The 23032-nt window shown below is 67.3% G+C and carries 20 protein-coding genes; 14 read left to right on the forward strand and 6 right to left on the reverse strand.

The annotated features are described in order from the left end of the window. The 4 genes from DBZ32_RS16775 to DBZ32_RS16790 all read left to right on the forward strand — a co-directional run. The coding region (locus DBZ32_RS16775; RefSeq protein ID WP_208539276.1) for a methyl-accepting chemotaxis protein at positions 1–1984 on the forward strand (1984 nt) is incomplete at its 5' end. A gap of 194 nt (positions 1985–2178) precedes the next feature. Continuing rightward, positions 2179–3720 (forward strand): trehalose-phosphatase, encoded by a 1542-nt coding sequence (otsB, locus tag DBZ32_RS16780; protein ID WP_119168408.1) that lies wholly within the window; start codon positions 2179–2181, stop codon positions 3718–3720. Next, positions 3717–6200, forward strand: coding sequence for a glycoside hydrolase family 65 protein (locus tag DBZ32_RS16785; protein WP_119168409.1), 2484 nt, complete (start codon positions 3717–3719; stop codon positions 6198–6200). Before otsB ends, DBZ32_RS16785 begins: the two co-directional genes overlap by 4 nt. Positions 6201–6236: 36 nt before the next feature. Beyond that, positions 6237–7817 carry a bifunctional aminoglycoside phosphotransferase/ATP-binding protein gene (locus tag DBZ32_RS16790; RefSeq protein WP_119168410.1) on the forward strand — a complete coding sequence of 527 codons (1581 nt, stop codon included), beginning with the start codon at positions 6237–6239 and terminating at the stop codon, positions 7815–7817. A gap of 36 nt (positions 7818–7853) precedes the next feature. On the opposite strand, the gene DBZ32_RS16795 is transcribed toward DBZ32_RS16790, so the two are convergent. Beyond that, positions 7854–8678, reverse strand: coding sequence for a DUF2189 domain-containing protein (locus DBZ32_RS16795; RefSeq protein WP_119168411.1), 825 nt, complete (start codon positions 8676–8678; stop codon positions 7854–7856). A gap of 392 nt (positions 8679–9070) precedes the next feature. On the opposite strand from DBZ32_RS16795, the gene ccoN reads away from it, so the two are divergent. The 8 genes from ccoN (at position 9071) to ccoS (ending at position 17048) form a co-directional block, all read left to right on the forward strand. Next, on the forward strand, positions 9071–10573 hold the full coding sequence (gene ccoN / locus DBZ32_RS16800) for a cytochrome-c oxidase, cbb3-type subunit I (RefSeq protein ID WP_119168412.1): 1503 nt from the start codon (positions 9071–9073) through the stop codon (positions 10571–10573). A gap of 13 nt (positions 10574–10586) precedes the next feature. Next, positions 10587–11312, forward strand: a complete 726-nt coding sequence (gene ccoO / locus DBZ32_RS16805; RefSeq protein ID WP_119168413.1) for a cytochrome-c oxidase, cbb3-type subunit II — start codon at positions 10587–10589, stop codon at positions 11310–11312. Further along, the gene (locus DBZ32_RS16810) at positions 11309–11506 is read left to right on the forward strand and encodes a cbb3-type cytochrome oxidase subunit 3 (protein ID WP_119168414.1); all 198 of its coding nucleotides are present in this window, start codon (positions 11309–11311) and stop codon (positions 11504–11506) included. Before ccoO ends, DBZ32_RS16810 begins: the two co-directional genes overlap by 4 nt. 4 nt (positions 11507–11510) lie before the next feature. Next, positions 11511–12383: a cytochrome-c oxidase, cbb3-type subunit III gene (gene ccoP / locus DBZ32_RS16815; RefSeq protein WP_119168415.1), complete on the forward strand. Its 873-nt coding sequence runs from the start codon at positions 11511–11513 to the stop codon at positions 12381–12383. A gap of 143 nt (positions 12384–12526) precedes the next feature. Next, entirely contained in the window at positions 12527–14068 is a 1542-nt protein-coding gene (gene ccoG, locus DBZ32_RS16820; protein WP_119168416.1) for a cytochrome c oxidase accessory protein CcoG, read from the forward strand. Further along, positions 14065–14562: a FixH family protein gene (locus DBZ32_RS16825; protein ID WP_119168417.1), complete on the forward strand. Its 498-nt coding sequence runs from the start codon at positions 14065–14067 to the stop codon at positions 14560–14562. Before ccoG ends, DBZ32_RS16825 begins: the two co-directional genes overlap by 4 nt. A 7-nt stretch (positions 14563–14569) precedes the next feature. Then, positions 14570–16795 (forward strand): heavy metal translocating P-type ATPase, encoded by a 2226-nt coding sequence (locus tag DBZ32_RS16830; protein ID WP_119168418.1) that lies wholly within the window; start codon positions 14570–14572, stop codon positions 16793–16795. 100 nt (positions 16796–16895) lie between these two features. After that, complete coding sequence (gene ccoS, locus DBZ32_RS16835; protein ID WP_119168419.1) at positions 16896–17048, forward strand: cbb3-type cytochrome oxidase assembly protein CcoS; 153 nt, start codon at positions 16896–16898, stop codon at positions 17046–17048. Positions 17049–17069: 21 nt separating this feature from the next. Here the strand turns inward: ccoS and DBZ32_RS16840 are convergent, their stop codons facing one another. Then, positions 17070–17720, reverse strand: a complete 651-nt coding sequence (locus DBZ32_RS16840; protein ID WP_235830245.1) for an HD family hydrolase — start codon at positions 17718–17720, stop codon at positions 17070–17072. Between the two features lie 162 nt (positions 17721–17882). Between DBZ32_RS16840 and DBZ32_RS16845 the strand changes: the two genes are divergently transcribed. Next, positions 17883–18194 (forward strand): RidA family protein, encoded by a 312-nt coding sequence (locus tag DBZ32_RS16845; RefSeq protein ID WP_119168857.1) that lies wholly within the window; start codon positions 17883–17885, stop codon positions 18192–18194. Between the two features lie 75 nt (positions 18195–18269). On the opposite strand, the gene DBZ32_RS16850 is transcribed toward DBZ32_RS16845, so the two are convergent. Then, positions 18270–18626 (reverse strand): winged helix-turn-helix transcriptional regulator, encoded by a 357-nt coding sequence (locus DBZ32_RS16850; RefSeq protein ID WP_119168421.1) that lies wholly within the window; start codon positions 18624–18626, stop codon positions 18270–18272. Between the two features lie 144 nt (positions 18627–18770). Between DBZ32_RS16850 and DBZ32_RS16855 the strand changes: the two genes are divergently transcribed. Further along, positions 18771–19781 carry a zinc-dependent alcohol dehydrogenase family protein gene (locus tag DBZ32_RS16855; protein WP_119168422.1) on the forward strand — a complete coding sequence of 337 codons (1011 nt, stop codon included), beginning with the start codon at positions 18771–18773 and terminating at the stop codon, positions 19779–19781. 18 nt (positions 19782–19799) lie between these two features. On the opposite strand, the gene DBZ32_RS16860 is transcribed toward DBZ32_RS16855, so the two are convergent. The 3 genes from DBZ32_RS16860 to DBZ32_RS16870 are packed head-to-tail and all read right to left on the reverse strand — an operon-like array spanning position 19800 to position 23032. Then, positions 19800–20684 (reverse strand): HpcH/HpaI aldolase family protein, encoded by an 885-nt coding sequence (locus tag DBZ32_RS16860; protein ID WP_328587495.1) that lies wholly within the window; start codon positions 20682–20684, stop codon positions 19800–19802. Beyond that, positions 20596–21012, reverse strand: coding sequence for a RidA family protein (locus DBZ32_RS16865; protein ID WP_208539277.1), 417 nt, complete (start codon positions 21010–21012; stop codon positions 20596–20598). The genes DBZ32_RS16860 and DBZ32_RS16865 overlap by 89 nt, the downstream gene beginning before the upstream one ends. Beyond that, complete coding sequence (locus tag DBZ32_RS16870) at positions 21002–23032, reverse strand: alpha-ketoacid dehydrogenase subunit alpha/beta (RefSeq protein WP_119168424.1); 2031 nt, start codon at positions 23030–23032, stop codon at positions 21002–21004. The genes DBZ32_RS16865 and DBZ32_RS16870 overlap by 11 nt, the downstream gene beginning before the upstream one ends.

Here is a 23032-nt window from a genome sequence, read left to right on the forward strand (position 1 = left end):
ACGATCTCCGATGAAGACGAAAACCTTCGGTGGCTTCGGCGCAGTGCTCCTTCTGCTCATGCTGATCGGCAGCGGTGCGACCCTTGCCTTGAATGCCGGCAGCGAGACCTTTCAACAGTACCGCCAGCTCGCGCGACAGTCGAACGCCCTGGCCGAGGTGGTGGCCGGCATGATGGAGACGCGCATCGGCGTAAAGGATTTCCTGATCCGTGGTGACCAGGAAAGTGTCGAACGTGTCCGCACGTCGGAAAAGGCGGCCATAGCTGCGGCCGAGGCCGCCAGGGCAGTCTCGGACGATGCCCAGAAGATTGAGACGCTTTCGCAGATCGAGGCGAAGCTGGAAGCCTACGAGGCGGCCTTCGAAGAGGTTGTGGTTCTGCGCGCGCGTCGCGACGAACTGGTTCACGGCGTCCTGGATGCTTTGGGACCGGATCTCCGCAAGAAGCTCAGTGAGATCATGGACAGCGCCTATCGCGACGGCGATGCCGAAGCGGCCTACCGGGCAGGCGTGACCAAGGGGCATCTGCTGCTGGCCCGTCTCTATGTTCAGAAGTTCCTGATCGAGAATGAGGAAGCCACCTACGAGCGTGCGCTTCAGGAGTTCGACCAGATGGCGCAGGCGGCGCAGACCATGCTGTCGGAACTGCAGAACCCGACCCGCCGGGGCCTGACAGCGGAGTTCCGGGAAGGTGCGGCGGTTTACCGTGAGACCTTCGAAGAGGTTTATGCCGCCATTCAGGAGCGCAACGGAATCATCGACGGGCAGCTGGATGCCGTCGGGCCGCAGATCTTGGCGGCTGCGCACGACCTGATGAAAGCCTCCCAGACGCTACAGGACGAACTCGGGCCGCAGGCGACGGCGGCGGTGCAGAACGCCGTGGTGACGGTGCTCGGCGCCGTGGTGGTGGCTTTGCTGCTCGGTGCCGCGGCCGCTTGGTTGATCGGGACCGGGATCGCCCGTCCGGTCGTCGCCATCACGGGGGCGATGCGGCAGTTGGCGGACGGCGACAAGACCGTGGGGATCCCGGCGGTCGGTCAGAAGGATGAAGTGGGCCAGATTGCCGAGGCGCTGGAATCCTTCAGGAACTCCATGATCGAGGCCGAGCAGGCCGCCGCCGAGCTGGAACGGAAGGCGCTGGCGGACCGAAAGAACCTGATGCAGGAGTTTGCTTCGGACCTGGATGCGACTGTGACCCAGGTTCTTCAGGGTGTGTCCGGCGCGGCTGAGGAGATGAACGCGACGGCGCAGTCGATGTCCTCGATCGCGGAGGAGACCAAGGTGCAGGCGACCTCGGCCTCCTCTGCGTCGAACGAGGCTTCGGCCAACGTGCAGACGGTGGCTTCGGCCTCGGAGGAGCTGAGCGGCTCGATCCGCGAGATCGCCCGCCAGGTGGAGCAGTCGGAGAGCATCTCGAAGAAGGCGGTCGAGCAGGCCAACGAGACCCAGGGCACGGTGCGCCAGCTGGCCTCGGCGGCGGAGCGGATCGGCGAGGTTGTCAGCCTGATCTCGGACATCGCCGAGCAGACCAACCTGTTGGCGCTCAATGCGACCATCGAGGCGGCGCGGGCCGGCGAGGGCTTCGCGGTGGTGGCGAGCGAGGTGAAGAACCTGGCGACCCAGACGGCCAAGGCGACCGAGGAGATCGGCCAGCAGATCGCCGAGGTTCAGAGCGCCACGGGCGGTGCCGTGGAGGCGATCGAGGTGATCGCCAAGACGGTGGAGGAGATCTCGACCATCGCCGGGACGATCGCGGTTGCGGTGGACGAGCAGACCTCGGCGACGGGCGAGATCGCGCGCAACGTCCAGGAGGCGGCGACGGGCACCAGCGAGGTCACCCAGACGCTCGGCGGCGTGAACGACGGTGCCGACGAGACCAGCCGTGCGGCCGGTCAGGTGCTCTCGGCGGTGGGCGAGCTGAGCCGGCAGACCGACGGTCTGCGTAGCGAGGTCGATGCCTTCCTGCAGCGCCTGAAGGCGGCGTAAACGGTTCCGCCAAGTGCGTCTGATCTAGCGCAAAGCCCTCACGTTCCTCGCACGTCTAGTCTGCGGCCCATCTCTGGAGCGTGATTGTCCTGACTGGAAGTGGTTTCGCTTCCAGTCAGGACGTGAATCGCGCTCTAACTCTATGATAGAGTAGGATCGATCTTGCTCTAGGGCTGAACGGCTGGCGCACATCGATGGACTCCGGGGCTTTTCCGCGTGCGCTGTCGCGCCGCCACTATGATCTTGTCATCTTCGACCTTGACGGGGTCCTGACCGATACGGCCGCGCTGCACGCGCGCGCCTGGAAGGCCCTGTTCGACGGCTTTCTGAAAGATCGCGGTCTCGGTCCGCCCTTCGACCCGGAGTCCGACTACCGCCGTTACGTGGACGGCCGGCCGCGCCTGGACGGCATTCGCTGCTTCCTGGCGGCGCGCGAGATTTCGGTCGAACCCGACACCCTGACCCGCCTCGCCGCCGAGAAGAACGCCGCCTTCCGGCATTTGCTGGAGGTCGAGGGCGTGCCCTTGCTGCCGGCCAATATCGGATTTCTGCGCCAGGTCAAGGCGGCGGGATTCCGCACGGCCGTCGTCTCGGCCAGCCGAAACGCCCCCGCGATACTGGAAGCCGCCGGACTGATGGACGGCATCGATACCCTGATCAGCGGGGTCACGGCGGCCGAGGAAGGCCTGGCCGGCAAGCCGGCGCCCGACACTTTTCTGGCCGCCGCCGCGCGTCTGGGCATTGAGCCGCTGCGCTCTCTGGTCGTAGAAGATGCCGAGGCCGGGGTCGAGGCGGCCCGCGCCGGCGGCTTCGGGCTGGTGATCGGCTTGGCTGGGCGCGGTGGACCGGCGACAGTCCGGACGGGCTTGGCGCAGCGGGGGGCGGATCTGGTGGTCGAAGATCTCAGCGAAGTGGCCATCCATGGCGATGTGCCGCTCAGGCCGGCGGCCGAGCTGCCCTCGGCGCTCGAGGACATCGAGGGGCTGCGCCGCACGGCCGACGGGCGGAGCTTCGCCTTCTTCCTGGATTACGACGGCACCTTGACGGGGATCGTCGAGCGGCCGGATCTGGCTGTCCTCTCGGTGGAGATGCGTGCGGCCCTGGCCGAGTTGGCCCGCAGCTTCACCGTGGCCGTCGTCAGCGGCCGGGGACTGGACGACGTGCGTAAACTGGTCGGCGTTCCCGGCCTGATCTACGCCGGCAGCCACGGCTTCGAGATCGAGGGTCCGGCCGGCCTCTCGGTGCAGGCGGAGCACGGGACGGAGTTCCTGCCCGCGCTCGACGCGATGGAAACGGCGTTGCGCGCGGGTCTGGAGGCGGTCCCGGGCGCCCTGGTCGAGCGCAAGCGCTTCTCCGTGGCGGTCCACTATCGCCTGGTCGCCCTGGACGATCAGCCGCGTTTCGATGCGGTTGTCGATGCGGTGCTGGGCGAACACCCCGAGTTCCGCAAGGGGCTCGGCAAGAAGGTCTACGAGCTTCAGCCGGACATCGAGTGGGACAAGGGCCATGCGGTGCGCTGGGTGATCGATGCGCTCAAGCTCGATCTGCGCGAGGTGCTGCCCATCTATATCGGCGATGACGTCACCGACGAGGACGCCTTCCGCGCGCTGGCCGATGACGGCCTCGGTATTCTGGTGCGCGACGGCGCGGCGGTGCAGACCGCGGCGCGCTACGGTTTGGAGTCGCCCGAAGACGTCGGCCGTTTCTTCACCTTGCTGCTGGAGCGCGACGCGTGAGCGGCTGGTCGCTGGTCTACGACACCTTCGACCCGCAGGCCGAGGGGCTGCGCGAGGCGCTCTGCACGCTGGGCAACGGCCACTTCGCCGTGCGCGGCGCCGCCGACGAGGTGGATGCGGGCGGCCCGCACTATCCGGGCACCTATCTGGCCGGTGGCTACAACCGGCTGGTGAGCGACGTCAGCGGCCGGCCGATCGAAAACGAGGACTTCGTCAACTTCCCCAACTGGCTGTCGGTGAGCTTCCGCCACTGCTCCGAACCCGGTGGCGAGCCCGAGCCCTGGTTCGACCTGCACGCGGTCGAGATCCTGGCCTTTCGGCAGGAGCTGGACATGGCGGGCGGGCTGCTGCATCGCCGTCTGCGGGTGAAGGATTCGGCGGGGCGCGTGAGCCGCATCGAAAGCAGCCGGCTGGTCTCGATGGACCAGCCGAACCTGGCTGCCCAGGCCTGGTCGCTGACGCCGGAGAACTGGGGCGGACCGATCGAGCTGCGCGCCGCGCTCGACGGTTGCGTCATCAACGGCGGCGTCGCCCGCTATGGAAGCCTGCGCAGCCGGCATCTGGTGCCGGGCGCCGTCGGGCTGGAATCCGACGGCATCCTGCACCTGGAGGTCGAGACCAGCCAGTCGCGTCTGCGCATGGTTCAGGCCGCGCGCCTGCGTCTTTCCAGAGACGGCAGCCCGCTGAACCTGGCGCCGGAACCGGATTTGGCCGAAGGCTACGCGGGCGCCCGCTTTCGCTTGGTCGCGCAGGAAGGCGAGGCGATCGAGCTGGAGAAGATCGTCGCGCTCTTCACCGGCCGGGACCGCGCGGTCAGCGAACCGCGGTTCGCTGCCCTGGAGCTGGCACGCCGGGTGGAGGATTTCGCGCGGCTGGCGCAACGCCAGGCGTTGGCCTGGTCGCAGCTCTGGCGCCGCTTCGACATGCGGATCGCCAATACCACCGCGGCGGTTACCGAGGAGATGAACCGCATTCTGCGGCTGCATGTGTTCCATCTGCTGCAGGTCTGCAGCCCGCACATCTGCGACCTGGATGTCGGCGTGCCGGCGCGCGGCCTGCACGGCGAGGCCTATCGGGGTCATATCTTCTGGGACGAGCTTTACATCTTCCCGCTGCTCAATCAGCGCCTGCCCGAAATCACGCGCGAACTGCTGCTCTACCGCTATCGCCGGCTGGACGCGGCGCGGCACCTGGCGCGCGAGGCGGGTCACGCCGGTGCCATGTACCCATGGCAGTCGGGCAGCGACGGGCGGGAGGAAACCCAGCAGGTCCACCTCAACCCCAAGTCCGGCCGTTGGCTGCCGGACAACAGCCAGCGCCAGCGGCACGTCAACGCCGCCATTGCCTACAACGTCTGGCAATACGTCCAGGCGACCGACGATATGGAGTTCCTCAGCGCCTACGGCGCCGAAATGCTGCTGGAGATCGCCCGCTTCTGGGCCTCCATCTGCGAACGCGACGGCGGCGGAGAACGCTGGGTCATCGACGGGGTGATGGGGCCGGACGAGTATCACGATGCCTATCCCGGTCAGGAAGACGGCGGGCTGCGCAACAACGCCTACACCAACGTCATGGTGTCCTGGCTGCTGCGCCGGGCGCGTGAGGTTATCGACCGCGTTCCCTTTCATGACCGGGACGAGCTTTGCGAGCGGCTGCGCCTCGGCGACGACGAACTGGCCCGCTGGGAGGAGATCGCCAACGGCCTGACCCTCTGCTTCCACGAGGACGAGGACGGCCAGCCGGTGATCAGCCAGTTCGAGGGCTACGGCGATCTGTTGGAGTTCGATTGGGTCGGCTATGCCGCCAAGTACGGCGACATTCAGCGGCTCGACCGCATCCTGGAGGCCGAGGGCGATACGCCGAACCGCTACAAGCTGTCGAAGCAGGCCGACGTGCTGATGCTCTTCTACCTCTTCTCCGCGCGCGAATTGCGCGAGCTGATCGAGGGCATGGGCTACACTTGGGACGATCGCCTGATCGAGCGGACCATCGCCTACTACTCGGCGCGCACCTCCCATGGCTCGACCCTCAGCCGGGTGGTCGAGTCCTGGGTGATGGCGCGGATCGACCGGCGCCGCTCCTGGCAGCTCTTCTGCCAGGCCTTGAAGAGCGATGTCTCCGATATCCAGGGCGGGACGACGGCCGAGGGTATTCACCTGGGCGCCATGGCCGGCACGGTCGATCTCGTGCAGCGCGGTTATACGGGTTTGGAACTGGCCGACGATGTGCTCTGGTTCGATCCGCGCCTGCCGGACGAGCTGTCCCATCTGGAGATGGAGCTGCGCTATCGCGGACACTTTCTCCAGATCGATGTGGGGCGCGATCGCTTGCGCATCGTCGCGTCCAACCACGTTGCCAAGCCGATCCGTATCGGCTTTGACGGTCGGATCTACGATATCTCCCACGGCGAGGAACTGGAGTTTGCTCTCTCCGCTCCCAGTTCGGCCCCGAAACGGGTGTTGCGCCACGCCGCGGGCTAGCCGGCGGCCGGGGCCGGGAAGCCGCCGGGCAGCACCATGACCGATCAAGCCGGCGTCTCGGCCTTTCTCGGAAGCGGCGGCAGCTACGACCCGCCGGCGGCGGAGGTCGAGCGGATCGATACCCACGCGGCGCTGGTCTTCCTCGCCGGCGCGCGCGCCTTCAAGATCAAGCGCGCCGTGCGCTTTTCCTTCATGGACTTCTCCACCCGGGACAAGCGGGCGGCGGCCTGCCGGCAGGAAGTGCGTCTCAACCGCCGCTCGGCGCCGGATCTCTATCTGGGCGTCGTCCCGATTCTCCGCCGCCCGGGCGGTTTCGCCTTCGGCGACCTCCTGCCCGATCCGGACGACGAGGCTGCTCTGCCGCAGGAAATCGAAGAGCTCGCGGTGGTGATGCGGCGCTTCGACCAGAGCAGCCTGTTCGACCGGCTGGCGGACAGCGGCCGTCTGGACGCGGACCTGATCGAGGCGCTTGTGCGGCAGGTGGTCGCGCTGCATGCCCAGGCCGAACCCGCCGCCGCCGTCTTCGGCGGGGCGGACGGCCTGGATCGTTTGATCGCCGAGAACGCGGAGGACTTCGCGGCCTATCCGGAGATCCTTCCGGCCGAGCGCGCCGCGCGCTTGATCGCGGCCTGTCACGCGCGTCTGGAGCAGGTGGCCGCGCTGCTCGACGCGCGGCGCGACGGCGGTTTCGTGCGCCGCTGCCACGGCGATCTGCATCTGCGCAATATCGTGCTGCTCGACGGCCGGCCGACGCTGTTCGACTGCATCGAGTTCAACGCCGCCATCGCCACCATCGACCTCGGCTACGACCTGGCCTTTCTGCTGATGGATCTGGACCGGCGCGGCCTGCGTCCGCTCGCCAACGTCGCGCTGAACCGCTATCTGGAGGCGGCGCTGCCAGCCGGGCTCGGAGGGCCCGACTGGCTGGCGGCGCTGCCGCTTTTCCTCAGTTTACGGGCGGCGGTGCGCGCCAAGGTGGCGGCGCCGGCCGTCGGCGCCCAGCAAGATGCGGGGCTGGCCGCGGCGTTGCGGCGCGAGGCACTGGACTATCTCTCCGCCGCCGAGCGCTATCTCGCGCCGCCGGCGCCGCGCCTGCTCGCGGTCGGCGGGCTGTCGGGCAGCGGCAAGTCGACCCTGGCGCGGGCACTGGCGCCGGACCTGGGAGCGTCGCCGGGGGCGGTGGTGTTGCGCAGCGACCAGATCCGCAAGCGTCTGGCCGGTCTCCGCGAGACCGAGCGCCTGCCGGCCGAGGCTTATGGCGCCGACAGCTCGGCTGCGGTCTATGCGGAGATCGGCCGGCTTGCCGGCGCTATTCTGGCCAGCGGCCATGCGGTCGTGGTCGACGCCGTCTCGGCCAGGCCCGAGGAACGGCACTCCTTCCGGGCGCTTGCCGAGTCCGCCGGACTGCGGTTCGACGGCCTCTGGCTGGAGGCGCCGGCCGGGACGCTGAAGGCGCGCGTCGCGGCGCGACAGGGGGATGCCTCGGATGCCGATGCCGCCGTGGTCGACCGGCAGCTCGGCTACGATCTCGGCGACCTTGATTGGACGCGCGTTCCGGCGGATGGCGGGCCGGATGCCGTACGGAAGCGCGCCCAAGCCCTCCTGCGGATGGACTGAGCGCGGCCTGCCGCTCCGTTTCGCCGTCCGGCCCGGTTACGCCTCGGAGACGAGATCCTTGTAGGCATGCCAAGTGGCATGGCCGATCAGGGGCAGGGTGATGATCAGCCCGAAGTAGAAGGTCAGCAGACCCGCCGCCGTGAAGAGCACGATCAGCGATGCCCAGACCATCATCGGGAAGAAGTTCTGCCGCACCGCCTCCACGCTGGTCACGATGGCCGCCATGACGTTGATGTCGCGATCCATCAGCATCGGGACGGACACCGCCGAGATCGCGAAGGCGATCACGGCCAGCACCGCACCCACCGCGGTTCCCGTCAGCAGGAAGGGAATCGTGATGTCCGACAGGAAGACGTCGGCCAGGAAGTTGTCAGGGCGCGGCGGCTCGTAGGCGAAGAACAGCATGAAGATCAGAAAGGCCAGGCGCATCCAGGCGATCCAAAGCACCAGACCTGCCATGCCGATCAGCCCGATCTGGCCGAGGTTTCGGTTCCAGCCGCTCAGCGCTAGGCCCATCGACGTCGGCTCGCCGGCCTGAATACGGCGCGATGTCTCGTAGAGACCGACCGCCAGGACCGGGGCGACCAGCAGGAAGCCGCCGGCCAGCGGCAGCAGCACCTGCCAGAACAGCCCCAGTTGGTAGGAGGCGCCGAGCAGGAGGAAACCGAGCAGGGTGAAGGCCGCGCCGTAGCCCAGCCCGACTGCCGGCGCCGCGCGCAGATCCTGCCAGCCGGCGGCCAGCCAGGCCCAGGGACGGTCGACGCTGATCTTGCGGATCTTCGGCAAGGGCTGGCCGAAAACGGGAACGATCTCGTCGGTCTGCGGGTCCAGATCGTCTTGCGTGTTGTCCTGTGTCGTCATCCCGACGGGGTCCTCTCACTGATCTTACGAGCCGGTCGCTTTTCCGGCTGGGCCTCGGCCGGATGTCCGATCGGCCACGCCAAGTTGCGACTAACTCTTAAAAGCACGTTCGCGGTCGATTTGTCGCATTCATTTGCAGTCTAGCTGTCGGCGAGCAGTATTGACAGCCTGTCGACATACCTGCTGCGGCAATTTGCCTGATCATACCCTGCAGTGGAGCGCGTAAAGACCTGCTTGAGCATTGACGCACGTCAATGTGCCGGCACCGCCCTCTGGAGTTGTCTGGCATCTGTTGGCGGGGACAGGTGCGTCTGCTTAAGCGCGGTTGGACCGGGGAAGTTTCCCGCGCGACAGGTTTGGATAACTAAGAACAGCAAGAAAGGTCGCGCTTCATGAGCGACATTGCGGCAACCGCGACGGCCGGGGCAGGGTCCGAACGCACGACGGCGCTCGATTATGCCGACGATGTGATCCGCCTCTTCATCATCGCGACGGTCTTCTGGGGCGTGGTCGGCTTCCTGATGGGCGTCATCATCGCCTTTCAGCTCGCCTTTCCGGAGCTGAACTTCAACGAGTCCTGGACGACCTTCGGTCGGTTGCGGCCGGTTCACACCTCGGGTGTGATCTTCGGCTTCGGCGGTAACGCCCTGATCGCCACGTCGCTTTATGTCGTGCAGCGCACCTGCCGGGCGCGGCTGTTCGGCGGCGAAGAAGGCGCGGCCTTCATCTTCTTCGGCTACCAGCTCTTCCTGGTGATGGCCGCTTGGGGCTACATCAACGGTATCACCCAGGGCCGCGAATACGCCGAGCCCGAGTGGTACGTCGATCTCTGGCTGACGATCGTCTGGGTCGTCTACCTGGTCGTCTTCGCCGGCACGATCTTCAAGCGCCGCGAGCCGCACATCTACGTCGCCAACTGGTTCTACCTGGCCTTCATCGTCACCATCGCGATGCTGCACATCGTCAACAATCTGGCGGTGCCGGTGTCCTTCATGGGGACCAAGAGCTACTCGCTTTTTTCCGGCGTGCAGGATGCGCTGCTGCAGTGGTGGTACGGCCACAACGCGGTCGGTTTCTTCCTGACCGCCGGCTTCCTGGGCATGATGTACTACTTCGTGCCCAAGCAGGCGGAACGGCCGGTCTATTCCTACCGCCTCTCGATCATCCACTTCTGGGCGCTGATCTTCCTCTATATCTGGGCGGGTCCGCACCACCTCCATTACACCAGCCTGCCGGACTGGGCGCAGACGCTGGGCATGACCTTCTCGGTGATGCTCTGGATGCCCTCTTGGGGCGGCATGATCAACGGCCTCATGACCCTGTCGGGCGCCTGGGACAAGCTGCGGACCGACCCGGTGCTGCGCTTCCTGGTCACCTCGGTCGCCTTCTACGGCATGAGCACCTTCGAGGGGCCGCTGATGTCGGTGAAGCCGGTCAACGCGCTCAGCCACTACACCGACTGGACGGTCGGTCACGTGCATTCGGGCGCGCTCGGCTGGGTCGCCTTCATCACCTTCGGCGCGCTCTACTATCTGGTGCCGAAGATGTGGGGCGCCCGGCGGCTCTACTCGATCCGGCTGGTCGGTTATCACTTCTGGATCTCGACCATCGGCATCGTGCTCTACATCACCGCGATGTGGATCAGCGGCATCATGCAGGGCCTGATGTGGCGCTCCTACGACGAGCTCGGCTTCCTGGTCTACTCCTTCGTCGAGACCGTCGAGGCGATGCATCCCTTCTATGTGATCCGGGCCATGGGCGGGGTGCTGTTCCTCGTGGGCGCCCTGATCATGGTCTACAACCTGATCCGCACGGCGCGTGGCGAAATCCGTGACGAGCGGCCGATCCTGACCCGTCCCGTGACATCTGCCACGGCCGGCCAGGCAGCCGAGTAAAGGGGGCGCCACGATGTTCAAACACCACCATATCATCGAGAAGAACCTGTCCCTGATGACGGTGCTCGTGCTGATCACCGTCTCCATCGGCGGGCTCGTCGAGATCACGCCGCTCTTCACCATCGAGAGCACCATCGAGCGGGTCGAGGGCGTGCGTCCCTACACCCCGCTCGAGTTGGCCGGACGCAACATCTACATCCGGGAGGGCTGCTATACCTGCCACTCGCAGCAGGTGCGCCCCTTCCGCGACGAGGTGGAGCGCTACGGGCACTACTCGCTGGCGGCGGAGTCGATGTACGACCACCCCTTCCAATGGGGCTCGAAACGCACCGGGCCCGACCTGGCCCGGGTCGGCGGCAAGTACTCGAACGAATGGCACGTCGCGCACCTGATCGATCCCCGCGCGGTGGTGCCGGAGTCGATCATGCCGCCCTACGCCTTCCTGCTGGATCGCACTCTGGAGCCGGGCGAAAAGGCCGCGCACCTGGAGGCGAAGCAGATCGTCGGCGTGCCCTACAGCGAGGAGATGGTCGCGGAGGCCGCCGCCGACATGCGGGCCCAGGCCGATCCGAACGGCGACCATTCCGGTTTGCTGGCGCGCTATCCCAAAGCCGTCGTCGGCGACCTCGACGGCGATCCCGGGCGCCTGACCGAGATGGATGCCCTGGTGGCCTACCTGCAGATCCTCGGGCAGATGGTCGACTTCACGCAGGTTGAACCGGAGCAACTGGTCCAGTGATCGAGCAGCTTTACGGGTTCGTCACGAGCCTCTGGCTCGTCTTGCTCGTCGTGATCTTCAGCGGCATCGTCGTTTGGGTCCTCTGGCCCACCCGGCAGCGGAAGACACAGATGCAGAACTACGCCGATATTCCATTCCGCGAGGCGCCGAAGCTGGAGAAGAGCGCCGGGCGGGACGATAAGAAGGACGGATAGCGCGATGCCGACGAAAATCGAAAAAGACCGGCTGACCGGCAAGGACACGACCGGCCACGAGTGGGACGGCATCAAGGAGCTCAACACGCCGCTGCCGAAGTGGTGGCTCTACGTGTTCTACGCCTGCATCGTCTGGTCGATCGGCTATATGGTGCTCTATCCAGCGATCCCGCTCGGCACCACCTACACCAAGGGCCTGCTCGGCTGGTCGAGCCGCGATCAGGTGCGCGATCAGATCGCCGATGCCCGCGAGCGCCAGGGCGAGTTCCTGGTCGGCGTGCAGGAGGCCTCGCTGGAGGAAATCCGCGCCGACAGCACGCTCTTCACCTTCGCCCAGCGCGGTGGCGCGATCGCCTTCGCCGACAACTGTTCGGCCTGCCACGGCGCCGGCGGGCAGGGCAACGAGGGCGGTTTCCCGGTTCTGGCCGACGACGCCTGGATCTGGGGCGGCTCGCTCGACGCCATTCACCAGACCATCGCCCACGGCGTGCGCTGGGAAGACGACCTCGATACCCGCTTCAACATGATGCCGGCCTACGGCGACGGCCTGCTCGCCGATGAGGAGATCGAGCAGGTTGCCGACTATGTGCTCTCGCTTTCGGGCGGCGCGCCCGAGGGCGCGGATCTGGCGCCGGGTGCCGAGATCTACGCCATCCAGTGTTCAGCCTGTCACGGCGAGCAGGGCGAGGGCCTGACCGATCTGGGCGGCCCGAACCTCAGCGATGCCATCTGGCTCTACGGCGGCGAGCGTGACGAGGTCGTCGCGCAGATCGTCAATCCGCAGCATGGCGTGATGCCGTCCTTCGCGGGCCGGCTCGAGAGCGAGACCGTCAAGATGCTGGCCATCTACGTGCATTCGCTGGGCGGTGGCCAGTAACGGCGGCCGCTAGCCGGCAGGCGACGATCCGGACCAGAGTTCACCGGGCGCCCCGAATGGACGGGCGCGCGGAGAGACGGGCGCTCTAGACGCCCCGGCCCGGCCGGGGCCCTCACCCAACAGGCGCTGGGAGCGAAAGCAGAATGGCCGAAGCGCTACGCAAAACCGACGGGGTCCTGCCGGAGCCGCCCGAGCGGCTGGTCGATCTCGCCGCGTCCAACGTGGAGGACGAGGCGGCGGTTTCCTGGAAGGAAGCCGAGAACCCGGACTCGCCGCTCTACGCCGACCGCATCAAGGTTCAGCCGCGTGACGTGCGCGGCCCGATCCGGCGCATCAAGTGGGCCGTGCTGGGGCTGCTGCTGGCGATCTACTACATCACGCCCTGGATCCGCTGGGACCGGGGCCCGGACTCGCCCGACCAGGCGGTGCTGATCGATATCGCCGGCGCGCGTGCCTACTTCTTCTTCATCGAGATCTGGCCGCAAGAGGTCTACTACCTGACCGGCCTGCTGGTGCTCGGCGCCGTCGGCCTGTTCTTCGTCACCTCCCTGTTCGGCCGCGTCTGGTGCGGCTACACCTGTCCGCAGACGGTCTGGACCGACCTTTTCATGTGGGTTGAGCGCAAGATCGAGGGCGACCGCAATGCGCGCCTGCGTCTGGACAAGCAGCCGCTGTCGGGCGGCAAGCTGCGCAAGCGGGTCGCCAAGCATGCGGCCTGGCTGCTGATCGCGCTCGTTACCGGCGGGGCCTGGATCATGTACTTCCAGAATGCGCCCACGCTGGTGGCGGAGTTCTTCACCGGCCAGTCCTCGACCGGCACCTATTTCTTCGTCGGTCTCTTCACCGCCACGACCTACCTCCTGGCCGGCTGGTCGCGAGAGCAGGTCTGCACCTACATGTGCCCCTGGCCGCGCTTTCAGGCCGCGATGTTCGACGAGGACACGCTGGTCGTCACCTACCAGCGCTGGCGCGGCGAGCCGCGCGGCAAGCACAAGAAGGGCGAGACCTGGGACGGCCGCGGCGACTGTATCGACTGCACCGCCTGTGTCGCCGTCTGTCCGACCGGCATCGATATCCGCGACGGCCAGCAGCTCGAGTGCATCGGCTGCGGCCTCTGCATCGATGCCTGCAACGAGGTGATGGAGAAGATCGGCCGGCCCAAGGAGCTGATCACCTTCGACACCGAGGCGAACCAGATCGCCCTGGAGGCCGGTGAGCCGAAGCCCAAGTGGAAGATCCTGCGCCTGCGTACGCTCTTCTACGCCATGCTGTTCCTCGGCGTCGCCGCCGCGATGCTGGTGACCTACGTCACCCGTGCCACCGTCGACGTCAATGTGCTGCACGACCGCTCGCCGCTTTTCGTGACGCTGTCGAACGGCGACATCCGCAACGGCTACAGCATCAAGATCCTCAACATGACCCGCGAGCCGCGCAGCTTCCGCCTGACCTACGAGCTGGGCGACGGCATCGCCGGCTCCAGCCTGGACGTGGTCAACCTGGAAAGCACGGGCGAGACCGCCACCCTGACGGCGGCGTCCGACTCGGTCGCCACCTATCAGGTCTATATCCGCACCCCGGCGGAGGCCCTGACCGGTGAGTCCGTGCCGATCCTGTTCCAGATCAGTGACCCCTCGCGGGGAGATCTGGTAACCTACGAGAGCGTCTTCAGAGGACCGGATAAATGAGGGCTCTGCTGCACAATCTGACCCGCGAAGGGCGCTGGATTCCCTGGCTCTTCGTCGCCTTCTTCCTGGTGGTCTTCGCGGCCAACGGGATCATGGTGACGGTCGCGCTCTCGACCTGGACCGGCCTGACCACGGAGACCCACTACCGCGACGGCATCGAGTACAACCGGCGTCTCGCCGCGGTGCAGCGGCAGGAAGCGCTCGGCTGGGACGTGACCGTCCGGTCGGAAACGCTGGAGAACGGGGTGCTCGACTTCGCGGTCGCCGTGACCGGCCCGGAGGGTCAGCCGCTCTACCCGGACCGGGTTGCGGTGGCCTTCGTTCGTCCGACCAGCGAGGGTTTCGATTCCCGCCACGAATTGCAGCTGCGCGCCGACGGCAGCTACGGCACCTTCGTCGATCTGCCGCTGGACGGAGTCTGGGACGCACGGGTGACGGTGGAGGAACACGGCCGGCGCCACCAGAGCGGCCAACGGCTCTTCGTCGAGCGCTAGGGCCGAAATGGCGCTCGTCCATCCCGCCGCAGATGCCGCCGCCGAGGCTGAGGCGGAAGAGGGCCGCGCCGATGTGACGTCCTACGTCCAGCGGGACGAGGCCGGAACCCGCCGCCTGCATCTGATGGTCGAGGGGCTGCATTGCGGCGGCTGCGTGCGCAAGATCGAATCCGCCTTGCAGCCGCTGGAAAGCGTGCGTGAAGCGCGGGTGAACCTTACCACCCGCCGCATGGTGCTGGCCTGGGACGGACCGGCGGCCCAGGGTGGCGAACTGACCCGCAAGGTCGAGAATCTCGGCTTCAAGGTCATGCCCTACGAGCCGGCGCGCCTGACCGCCGACGATGCCCGGCAGGAGCGCGAGCTGCTGCGCTGCATGGCCGTCGCCGGCTTCGCCGCCGCCAACGTCATGCTGCTGTCGGTCGCCGTCTGGGCCGGTCATGTCGACGGGATGGGGCCGGCGACCCGCACCCTCATGCATTGGTTCTCGGCCTTGATCGCCATGCCGGCCATCGTCTACGCCGGACGGCCCTTTTTCCGCTCGGCCCTGACCGCGCTGAAGGCGCGCACCACCAACATGGACGTGCCGATCTCGCTGGCCGTGCTGCTCGCCTCCGGCATGTCGCTGGTCGAGACCATGAACCTGGGCAAGCACGCCTACTTCGATTCCGCCGTCATGCTGCTCTTCTTCCTGCTGATCGGCCGCTACCTGGACCGGCGCGCGCGGGGCAAGGCCCGTTCGGCCGCCGAGCGCTTGCTGTCCCTGGGCGCTCAGGCGGTTACGGTGATCGGCGAGGGCGGCAAGCGCTTGCTGCTCAAGCCCGAGCAGGTCGAGCCCGGCATGCAGGTTCTCGCGGCGGCCGGCGAGCGCATCGCCGTCGACGGCCGCGTCCTCTCCGGCGAAAGCGAACTGGACAGCAGCCTGATTACCGGCGAGAGCCTGCCACGCCGCGCCGTCATGGGCGACCGGGTCTTCGCTGGCACGCTGAACATGGCCGCGCCCCTGACACTGGAGGTGACGGCCACCGGCGAGAAGACCCTGCTGGCCGAGATCGTGCGCCTGATGGAGGTGGCCGAGCAGCGCCGCGCGCGCTTCGTCAGCCTGGCCGACCGCATGGCCCGGGTCTACGCGCCGGTGGTGCATTTGCTGGCACTCTTCACCTTCCTCGGCTGGTGGCAGTTCGGCGGGTTGGAGTGGCAGCCGGCGCTGATGATCGCCATCGCCGTGCTGATCATCACCTGCCCCTGCGCGCTCGGCCTGGCCGTCCCGGCGGTCCAGGTGATCGCCAGCGGCCGGCTGCTGCGCAAGGGCCTGCTGCTGAAATCGGGCACCGCCCTGGAGCGTCTGGCCGTGGTCGACAGCGTGGTCTTCGACAAGACCGGCACGCTGACCCTGGGCCGGCCGGAACTGGTCGATCTCGTGATCGAGCCGGAGGCGCTGGAGCTGGCGGCCTCCCTGGCCGCCACCAGCCGCCATCCCCTGGCGCGCGCGGTGGCCCGCGCCGCGCCCGACGTGCCGGCTGCGGAAGGCGTGAAGGAGATACCCGGTTGCGGCCTGCTGCTCGACACGCCCGCCGGAGAGCTGCGCCTCGGCAGCCGCCGTTGGACGGCCGTTCCCGGCGATGCGGCCGGTGCGGAGCTCGAGGAAGGGCCGGAACTCTGGCTGACCCGCCCGGGCAAGCCGCCCCGGCGCTTTGCCTTCACCGACCGGGCCCGACCCGACGCCGCCAAGGTGGTGGCGGAGCTGAAGCGGCAGGGGCTTCAGGTCGAGCTGCTCTCGGGCGACCGTACGCCCACCGTGGCCGCCGTGGCGGCGGAGCTGGATGTTCCGGTCTGGCGGGCCGAGCTGGCGCCCGGCGACAAGGTGGCGCGCCTGGAGGCCCTGGTCGCGGAGGGTCGCAAGGTCCTGATGGTCGGCGACGGTCTGAACGACGCGCCGGCCCTGGCCGCCGCCTCGGTCTCTCTCTCGCCCTCAAGTGCGGTGGACATCAGCCAGACGGCGGCGGACGCGGTCTTTCAGGGCGACGCCCTGACCCCGGTGCTGGACTTGCTGGAGGTGGCCAAGCGGTCCGACCGCCTGGTCAAGCAGAACTTCGGGCTGGCGCTGGCCTACAACCTCTGCGCCATTCCGCTCGCGGTCGCCGGTTTCGTAACGCCGCTGATCGCCGCCGCCGCCATGAGCGGCTCCTCCATCATCGTCATCTGCAACGCCTTGCGTCTGGCCGGTCGCAAGTAAGACGCCCCGGGCGCCGGCATTGGGGACAAAGCTGTGCGGCCGTCGCCGGGCGCCAGGAATGGCTTGAGGTCGTCCCGATCCGGTCCGATATGATGACGGCATGGACGTCCTCATCTACCTGATCCCCGCTGCCCTCTTCCTCGGCCTGCTCGGCCTCGGCGCCTTCCTCTGGTCCCTGAAGAAGGGCCAGTACGAAGACCTGGACGGCGCGGCCGAGCGGATCCTCTTCGATGAGGACGACGAGAAACCCTGAGCGGCGCGGCGGCTCGAGCTGCTAGACCAACTGAGCGAAGCGGCCGAGGAAGTCCGCCTTGGCCTGCGGCGGGGCGACGGGCTCCAGCGGCCAGGCCAGAATCTCGACCGCCGCCTTGCCGCGCGGGCGGGCGAAGATCTTATCGGCCGCCGGACGCTCGAAGCCGGCGAGCTGGGTCGCCTCCATGTAGGCGGCGATGCCGTCGGCGCGCTTGATCAGGGCGGCGATGCGCTCGGGCAGCAGCGCCGGCAGGCCGAAGCGCAGGTGGATCGCCTGCATCAGGCGATGCTCGAGCTGCTTGTAACCAGGGCCGACCGCCGCCTTGAAGGGGGTGATCAGGTCCCCGACCACGTACTCCGGCGCGTCGTGCAGCAGCGCCGCGAGCTGCCAGGCCTGCCCCAACCGCGGATCCAGGCGCCGGACGATCCGGTCCACCAGCAGGCTGTGCTGCGCCACGCTGTAGGCCCAGTCGCCGGAGGTCTGGCCGTTCCAGCGCGCCACCCGCGAGAGGCCCTGGGCGATGTCCTCGATCTCCACGTCCAGCGGCGAGGGATCGAGCAGATCCAGCCGCCGGCCCGACAGCATGCGCTGCCAGGCGCGCGGTGCGGGCGCTGCCGGGGAGACGGTTTTCGCTTTGGGGGCGCTCGACATGGCGCCGCAGACTAGAGGCAATTGCAATCCTCTGGAATCGCAAAGCGATTCCAATGGAGGACGATCCAGTCTAGTCATTGGCCTTTGAACGGTTCCGCGCTTCGCCGTCCTGGCACGCGCGCGGCGAACTTAACCGAATTCAGGAGGGAACGAGTGATCGAGCGTATCGAGATCGGTGAGCGGATGAGCAAGATCGTCAAGCATAACGGCACGGTCTATCTCTGCGGTCAGGTCGGAGACGGCGCCTCCGTCGCCGCGCAGACCCGGGATTGTCTGGAGCGCGTGGATGCGCTGCTCGCGCGCGCCGGATCGTCCAAGGACCGGATCCTGCAGACGATCATCTGGCTCGCCGACATGGCTGATTTCGCGGAGATGAACGAGGTCTGGGATGCCTGGGTTCCCGAAGGGAACACGCCGGCCCGCGCCTGCGGCGAGGCTCGCCTCGCACGGCCGGAGCTGCGGGTCGAGATCATTGTGACGGCCGCCTGCGATTGATGTCGCGGGACGGCCGTGCTGCGGTTGCCCTGGACCGGGAGCGCCGGAGGAACCGGCGGCGGGCACCCGGTCCGGTCAGGACGTTGCCGTTTGGGCCTCCTGGGCCACGCGGCGCGTCTTGAAGCTATGTCCCCAGTCCTGCATCTGGCGCAGGATCGGCTCCAGCGTGCGCCCGAAGGGCGTCAGGCAGTACTCGACCCGGGGCGGCACCTCCGCGTAGACATGGCGGGAGATCACGCCGTCCGCCTCCAGCTCGCGAAGCTGCAGGGTGATCATGCGCTCCGTCGCGTTGGGCGTCAGGCGGCAGAGTGCGCCGAAGCGCTTGCTGCCGTCGAGCAGGTGGCAGACCAGAACCGGCTTCCAGCGGCCGCCGATCACGCAGAGCGTCGCCTCCACATCGCAACCGGTCTTCCAATCGTAACTGCGTGCCACAGCCGGTCTCCCGTCGCCATTTCGTCTATACTTACAAAAATGTAGGTACTTGTCAAAAAATCATAAAAGGCGCATTTCGACGTCATGGAGACCCTGAGCCACAGACCTGATGCGAGTCGCCTACGCGACGTTAAGGAGAGTCAGATGCGTGCCTATGAGCTGATCGACGGAAACGACGTGACCGCCCTCGCGATCAAGGATCGGCCGGTTCCGCAAGCCGAAGCGGGTCAGGTGGTGATCGACGTCAAGGCCTGTTCGCTGAACTACCGCGACCTCCTGATCGTCAAGGGAAACCACGCGGCTCGAACGGGCGGCGTCGTGCCTCTGTCCGACGGCGCCGGGGTGATCTCCGCGGTTGGCGCCGGGGTTCGGGGCCTCGCCGTCGGCGACAGGGTGGCCGGTGCCTTCATGCCCGACTTCACCGCCGGCGTCCTGACCCCGGACTTGCAGGCCGGTTCCCTGGGCGGCGCCGTCGACGGGATGCTGGCGGAGCAGGTCGTCCTGCCCGCCCATGGCGTCGTCGAGATCCCGGAGCATCTCTCCTTCGCGGAAGCCGCCACCTTGCCCTGCGCCGGTGTGACCGCCTGGTACGCCCAGTTCGTCGGCGCGAACCTGCGGCCCGGCCAGACCGTGCTTCTGCTCGGAACCGGCGGCGTCTCCATCTTCGCCCTGCAGTTCGCCAAGCTGGCGGGTGCGCGCGTCGTCATCACCAGCTCCGACGACGCGAAGCTGTCCCGCGCCAAGGAGTTGGGGGCCGACGAGGTCGTCAACTATCGCAAGACCGAGGACTGGCAGACGCGAGTCCTGGAGCTGACTGGCGGCCTGGGCGCCGACCATGCGGTCGAGGTCGGAGGCCCCGGAACGCTCACTAAGACTCTGGAAGCCGTCCGTCACGGCGGCTCGATTTCCCTGATGGGCGTGCTGACGGGCATGGCGGACCAGGTCGCGACCGGCCTGATCCTCAGCAAGAACATCAAGATCCAGGGTACCTACGTTGGCAGCGTCGCCCACTTCCGCGAGATGAACGCGGCCATCGCGCTCCACCGCCTGCGGCCGGTGGTCGACAAGATCTTCGGCTTCGAGGACGCGCCGGCCGCGCTCGCCTACCTGGAAAGCGGCAGCCACTTCGGAAAGGTCGTCGTCGCGCTGGAGTGACCTCACGGCCTTCCGAGCTTACGATGTCCGGCTATCGTCCAGGGCCTCGGTCCAGGCGGAGAAGGAGCTGGCGACCAGGATCTTGTCGGAACCGATGACGAAGGTGCGGACTCCGCGAGACACCCAGTCGTCGACCATCTGCCGGCACTCCTGGCGATCCGGCGAGAAGACCGGCATCATCACCCGGTGACCGCTCTCCAGGGCGCGCTCGACCATCTCGCGGACGGCGGACTGTACCCGATCGTGACGCCAGTTCCCTTCCAGCCCCAGGGAGACGGACAGGTCGAAGGGCCCGAACATGAAGGCCGTCATCTCCCTGTTGCGGCAGATCTCGGCGAAGTTCTCGTAGCCTTCCCTGGTTTCGACCAGACCGATGGCGCCGACCCGCGCTTCCTCCTCGGTCACGTAATCCTTCCAGTTGCGGATGAAGTGACCGCCGGAGCGGCAGCAGGGACAGGCTCCGCGCAGGCCCTGCGGTCCGAAACGGGTGGCCGCGACTGCACGCGCGGCCTCCTCGGCCGTCGCGAGGTTGGGCACGACGACGTGGCGAATGCCGGCGTCCAGCGCCTTCATGATCATCGTCGGCTCGTTGGCGGCGACGCGCACTGCCGCGGCGATCCCGACGGCGTCGGCGGCGCGCGAGAGATTCTCCGCCGTCTCCATGCCGAAGAATCCGTGCTCGCAGTCGATGATGGTGAAGTCGAAGCCGTTCAGGCCGACCAGATCGATCATTTCCGGCGCGGCGATCTGCGACCAGGTACCGAGGTTGGTGCGGTCGCTCGCGAGAATCTCTTTCAGGGTCGGTGCGATGGGACTAGGCCTCCAGAACAGCGGTGCATTTGATCTCCACCAGGATCCCCGGCATCGAGAAGCCGCGGACCGCGAAGCCGGTCCAGGTCGGATAGGCCTTGGTGAAGTAACGGTCCTTGATCGCCATGAAGAGCTTCAGGTCCGCCATGCCGTCGAGGAACCAGGTTTCCAGCTCCACCACCTCCTCGAAGGAGGCGCCGGCGGCATCCAGGACGGCCTTCACGTTCTCGAAGGCCTGGACATATTGGGCCTCGGTGCCCTCGACGACCTTCAGATCGCGGTCCCGCCCAACCTGACCTGAGATATAGAGCGTATTTCCGATCAGAATGCCGGGTGCGTAGTGGAAGCTGTCGTAGACCGCCTCCATTCCCGGCGGCACGATGACTTTGCGATCAACGGGTGTCTCGCGATCAACGGACATAACAGACCTCCTTGATAGCGGCGGCGATCTCTCCGGCGTCCGGCATGTAGTCGCGCTCGAGCCGGTCGTTGTAGGGCACCGGCATGTCCGGAGCGCCGATGCGGGCGACCGGTGCGTCCAGATAGTCGAAGGCCTGTTCCATGATCGTCGCCGCGATCTCGCCGCCGAAGCCGCCGAAGCGAACCGCCTCATGCACCACCACAGCCCGGTTGGTCTTCTTGACGCTCTCGACGATGGTCTCGCTGTCCAGCGGCTTGATGGTGCGCGGATCGATGACCTCCACCGACAGGCCTTGTTTGGCCAGCCGGTCCGCCGCCTGTACCGCGCGCTCCACCATGGCCAGCGTCGCGATCACGGTGACGTCGGTTCCGGGACGTACGATCCGCGCCTTGCCGGGTGCGATGGCATAGCTTTCCCGCGGCACCGGCTGCTCGGCGCCGAGGTAGAAGAGTTTGTGTTCCAGGAACACGACCGGATTGTCGGCGCGGATCGCCGAAATCATCAGGCCCTTGGCGTCGTAGGCGTTTGAGGGCGCGTAGACCTCTAGCCCCGGTATGTTGGCGAAGAGCGATTCCAGCGACTGGCAGTGCTGCGCGGCAAGCCGGATGCCGGCGCCCTGGGGCCCGCGAAAGACGACCGGCACCTTGGCCTTGCCGCCCAGCATGAAGCGGGCCTTCGCCGCCTGATTGACGATGGCGTCCATCATCAGGGAGACGAAGTCGAACAGCTGAATTTCGACGATTGGCCGCAGGCCGCACATCGCGGCGCCGACGCCACAGGCGGAAATGGCGCCCTCCGAAATCGGTGTGTCGCGCACGCGCTCCTCCCCGAAGGCATCGCGCAGGCCGACGGTCAGGCCGAAGATGCCGCCGATCCGGGAAACGTCCTCGCCGATCATGATCACGCTTTCGTCGGCTGCCATCTCCTGGTGGAAGGCTTCGTTGATCGCCTGCTTGTAGGAGAGGGCGCGCGGTCCCGGCGCGGGCTCCGGGGACCCGTCGGCCGGTTTCGGCGGCATGACGAGCTGCAGCGCGGCCTCCAGCGTCGGCTCCGGCTGGTCTTTCGCCCAGTCGATCGCCGCTTCGATCTCCAGGTCGATGGCCTGACCGAGCGCGTCGAGCTCCGCCGCGTCGATGGCCCGCGCGGCGATGACCCGGTCGCGCAGACGCAGGATGGGATCGGCCTGGCGCCACTCCTCCTCTTCGCGGTCGGTCCGGTAGGCCGGCAGGTTCGCCCGCATCGAGTGGTCGTCCCAGCGGTAGGTGAGGGCCTCGATCAGGGTCGGCCCGTCGCCGCTTCTGGCGCGCAGGGCCGCCCGTTCCACGGCATCGAAGACGGCGATCGGGTCGTTGCCGTCGATGCGTTCGTTCGGCACCCCGTAGGCCGCGCCGCGCGCCGCGATGGAGGGGCCGGCGGTGACCATGTCGCTGGGTGTCGAGAGGCCGTAGTGGTTGTTTTCGCAGAGAAAGATCAGCGGCAGAGACCAGACGGCCGCGAGGTTCATGGCCTCGTGGAAAATGCCTTCGTTGGCGGCGCCGTCGCCGAAGAGCGCGATGCCGATCGCGCCGGTCTTCTTCAGCTTCTCGGCCAGGGCCGCGCCGGTTCCCAGACCCATGCCGGCGCCGACGATGCCGTTGGCGCCCAGGATGTTCAGGTCGAAGTCGGCGATGTGCATGGAGCCGCCGAGGCCGAAGCAGTAGCCCGGCGCTCTGCCCATCAGCTCGGCGAACATGCGCCTGATGTCCGCGCCCTTCGCGATGGTATGACCGTGCCCGCGGTGATGGGTCAGCAGAAAGTCGATGGGCTCAAGCGCGCGGCAGGCCCCGGCGGCGATGGCCTCCTGACCGACCGACGAGTGCGCCGTTCCCTTGATGACTCCGGCGAGAAACAGCTCTTTCGCCCGCACCTCGAACCTGCGGATCCGCAGCATCGTCTCGAGTATGGCTTTCAGGTCGTCCGGACCCAGGCGATTGGTCGACCCGCCTCTCGCGAGCGATTTCAGGACAGTGACGTGAGCCAT

The organism is Algihabitans albus (assembly GCF_003572205.1).
Taxonomy (GTDB): domain Bacteria; phylum Pseudomonadota; class Alphaproteobacteria; order Kiloniellales; family DSM-21159; genus Algihabitans; species Algihabitans albus.

Excerpts from the sequence above, each read along its gene's own strand:
- DBZ32_RS16845 (WP_119168857.1), top strand. The coding sequence starts at position 17,883 with ATGAGCAAGATCGTCAAGCATAACGGCACGGTCTATCTCTGCGGTCAG.
- ccoS (WP_119168419.1), top strand. The coding sequence starts at position 16,896 with ATGGACGTCCTCATCTACCTGATCCCCGCTGCCCTCTTCCTCGGCCTG.
- ccoG (WP_119168416.1), top strand. The coding sequence starts at position 12,527 with ATGGCCGAAGCGCTACGCAAAACCGACGGGGTCCTGCCGGAGCCGCCC.
- otsB (WP_119168408.1), top strand. The coding sequence starts at position 2,179 with ATGGACTCCGGGGCTTTTCCGCGTGCGCTGTCGCGCCGCCACTATGAT.
- ccoP (WP_119168415.1), top strand. The coding sequence starts at position 11,511 with ATGCCGACGAAAATCGAAAAAGACCGGCTGACCGGCAAGGACACGACC.
- DBZ32_RS16790 (WP_119168410.1), top strand. The coding sequence starts at position 6,237 with ATGACCGATCAAGCCGGCGTCTCGGCCTTTCTCGGAAGCGGCGGCAGC.
- DBZ32_RS16865 (WP_208539277.1), bottom strand. The coding sequence starts at position 21,012 with ATGTCCGTTGATCGCGAGACACCCGTTGATCGCAAAGTCATCGTGCCG.
- DBZ32_RS16870 (WP_119168424.1), bottom strand. The coding sequence starts at position 23,032 with ATGGCTCACGTCACTGTCCTGAAATCGCTCGCGAGAGGCGGGTCGACC.
- DBZ32_RS16855 (WP_119168422.1), top strand. The coding sequence starts at position 18,771 with ATGCGTGCCTATGAGCTGATCGACGGAAACGACGTGACCGCCCTCGCG.
- DBZ32_RS16795 (WP_119168411.1), bottom strand. The coding sequence starts at position 8,678 with ATGACGACACAGGACAACACGCAAGACGATCTGGACCCGCAGACCGAC.
- DBZ32_RS16830 (WP_119168418.1), top strand. The coding sequence starts at position 14,570 with ATGGCGCTCGTCCATCCCGCCGCAGATGCCGCCGCCGAGGCTGAGGCG.
- ccoN (WP_119168412.1), top strand. The coding sequence starts at position 9,071 with ATGAGCGACATTGCGGCAACCGCGACGGCCGGGGCAGGGTCCGAACGC.
- DBZ32_RS16825 (WP_119168417.1), top strand. The coding sequence starts at position 14,065 with ATGAGGGCTCTGCTGCACAATCTGACCCGCGAAGGGCGCTGGATTCCC.
- ccoO (WP_119168413.1), top strand. The coding sequence starts at position 10,587 with ATGTTCAAACACCACCATATCATCGAGAAGAACCTGTCCCTGATGACG.